Below are 2,787 nucleotides of genomic sequence, written 5' to 3' on the forward strand. Positions count from 1 at the left end.
CACCCGCACCCGGCCGACGAGCCCCACCGCCCCACCGCCGGAGGCTACTGCTGGGGGTGGTGTGCCGGGATCTCCGGCAGGTCGCCCGTCGTCTCGTAGGCGCTCAGCATGTCGATGCGGCGCTGGTGGCGGTCGTCGCCGGAGAACGGGGTGGCGAGGAAGGTCTCGACGAACTTCGTCGCCTCCTCCGTGGAGTGCATGCGGGCGCCCACCGCGACCACGTTGGCGTTGTTGTGCTGGCGGCCCAGCGACGCGGTCTCCTCGCTCCAGGCGAGAGCCGCCCGGACGCCCTTGACCTTGTTCGCCGCGATCTGCTCGCCGTTGCCGGAGCCGCCGATCACGATGCCGAGGGAGTCGGCGTCGGCGGCGGTGCGCTCGGCGGCGCGGAGGCAGAACGGCGGGTAGTCGTCCTGGGCGTCGTAGATGTGGGGGCCGCAGTCCACCGGGTCGTGACCGGCCGCCTTGAGCCAGTCGACGAGGTGGTTCTTGAGTTCGAAGCCCGCATGGTCGGAGCCGAGATACACGCGCATAGGACGAGTGTGACACGGCTGTTTCTGGGCAGCAGCCCCGGGTGTCGGCCAGGAAAATTGTGAACACGGCAATGGATCCTCAAGGAAACCTCAAGTAACGATCTGGATTCAAAGGTTCACGAATTTCTTTGCCTCCGATTCACTGGACCGACCCGTACACCGCTCGTACGGGAAGCCCCACACCCGGCACGAAGGAATTCCCCGTATGACTGGTCTCCAGGCCGGACTCAAGAACCGTCACCTCTCGATGATCGCCATCGGCGGTGTCATCGGAGCGGGCCTCTTCGTGGGCTCCAGTTCCGGTATCGCCACCGCCGGTCCCGGCATCCTGCTGTCGTACGCGCTCGTCGGCACGCTGGTCGTCCTCGTGATGCGGATGCTCGGCGAGATGTCCGCCGCGAATCCGAACTCCGGCTCCTTCTCGGCGCACGCCGACCGGGCCCTCGGACGCTGGGCCGGCTTCTCCATCGGCTGGCTGTACTGGTTCTTCTGGGTCGTCGTGCTCGCCGTCGAGGCGACCGCCGGTGCCAAGATCCTCGAAGGCTGGATCCCCGCCGTACCGCAGTGGGGGTGGGCGCTGATCGTGATGGTGGTGCTGACCGCCACCAACCTGGTCTCGGTCGGCTCCTACGGCGAGTTCGAGTTCTGGTTCGCCGGGATCAAGGTCGTCGCCATCGGCGCGTTCATCGTCATCGGTCTGCTCGCCGTGTTCGGCGTCCTGCCGGGCGTCGACGCCGACCAGGCGGGGCTCTCCAACCTCACGGGCCACGGTGGCTTCCTGCCCAACGGGCCCGGCGCCATCCTCACCGGTGTGCTGCTCGTCGTCTTCTCCTTCATGGGCAGCGAGATCGCCACGCTCGCGGCCGGTGAGTCCGAGGACCCGCAGCGGGCCGTGACCAAGTCGACCAACAGCATCATCTGGCGTATCGCGGTCTTCTACCTCGGCTCGATCTTCGTCGTGGTCACCCTGCTGCCGTGGGACTCCAAGTCCATCCAGGACGACGGCTCCTACGTGGCCGCGCTCGACTCCCTCGGGATCGCGCACGCCGGTCAGATCATGAACTTCATCGTGCTGACCTCGGTGCTGTCCTGCCTGAACTCCGGTCTCTACACGGCCTCCCGGATGGCCTTCTCGCTCGGCGAGCGCGGTGACGCGCCGAAGGCGTTCGCGCGGGTCAACGGCCGGGGGGTGCCGATGGCCGCGATCCTCGCGTCGGTGGTGTTCGGCTTCGTCGCCGTGTTCTTCAACTACCTCTCCCCCGACAAGATCTTCCTGTTCCTCGTCAACTCCTCCGGTGCGGTGGCCCTGTTCGTGTGGCTGGTCATCTGCTTCTCGCAGCTGAGGATGCGGAAGATCATCCAGGCCGAGGCGCCGGAGAAGCTGGTCGTGAAGATGTGGCTGTACCCGTATCTGACCTGGGCGACGGCCGCGTTGATCGTGTTCGTCCTCGGCTACATGCTGACCGACACGGAGCACGACGGCCGGGAGACCGTGCTGTTGTCGCTGCTCGTCGCGGCGGTGGTGCTGGTCATCTCCGTGGTGAAGGAGAAGGCCGGACGCGGGCGTACGGACGCGGCGGCGGCGGCCGGTGAGCCGACCGACAAGGTCTCCGTCGGCTGAACGGACGTGTGAGAAGGGCCCCGTGGCGTGCGCCGCGGGGCCCTTCTCGTGCGCACGGACTTCGCGGAACTCACAGGACGGTGAAGCTGTCCTTCACCCTCTCGTAGGTCTCCAGGGCCCCCGTCTCGATGTCCGGCTGGTACCAGGTGTTGATCTGGTACGACCTGTCGCCGACGTTGAATCCGAGCAACCGGGCGTGCCAGGGGATGCCGCCGAGGGTGAAGGTGTACTCCCAGACGACCGCGGGGTGTTCGCGGAACGTCGTCTCCTCCAGGCGGATCTTGCGGTAGTCCTGGCCCTGGTGGGCGTTCTGCTCGGAGGTCCTCCAGGTCTCCATCAAGTCGCCGCGGGCGAGCGAGGACTTGGCCGCGAGCTCCTGCTTCCCGTCCGGCGAGGTGTAGTGGACCTCGGCCCCCGTCTTCACGTCCCGCCGCCAGCCGGTGGGGGTCGCCCACGCGAACCCGCCGGCCTCCTCGTGTGCGCCCGGCGGGAGCGAACGGGGACGGGAGGTGCCCTCGACGGTGGAGGAAGGGGTGCCGCCGGGAGTGGAGGCGCCGGGCTCCGAGGCGGAGACGGAAGCGGAGGCGGACTCCGACGGGGAGCCGCCCGCGTTGTCGTCGCCGGGTGACCCGGAGG

2 protein-coding genes and 1 pseudogene are annotated in these 2,787 nt (G+C 68.0%); 1 reads left to right on the top strand and 2 read right to left on the bottom strand.

What is annotated here, in order from left to right; all coding sequences use genetic code 11:
* Positions 1–44: 44 nt before the first annotated feature.
* Positions 45–530: a ribose-5-phosphate isomerase gene (locus EHS43_RS41845; protein ID WP_125195715.1), complete on the bottom strand. Its 486-nt coding sequence runs from the start codon at positions 528–530 to the stop codon at positions 45–47.
* A gap of 205 nt (positions 531–735) precedes the next feature.
* Here EHS43_RS41845 and EHS43_RS41850 point away from each other — a divergent pair, with 205 nt between their 5' ends.
* Entirely contained in the window at positions 736–2,151 is a 1,416-nt protein-coding gene (locus tag EHS43_RS41850) for an amino acid permease (protein WP_185806637.1), read from the top strand.
* Positions 2,152–2,221: 70 nt separating this feature from the next.
* Here the strand turns inward: EHS43_RS41850 and EHS43_RS41855 are convergent.
* Positions 2,222–2,787, bottom strand: a pseudogene (locus tag EHS43_RS41855) (serine/threonine protein kinase); the annotation flags it as partial.

The organism is Streptomyces sp. RP5T (assembly GCF_003933965.1).
GTDB lineage: Bacteria > Actinomycetota > Actinomycetes > Streptomycetales > Streptomycetaceae > Streptomyces.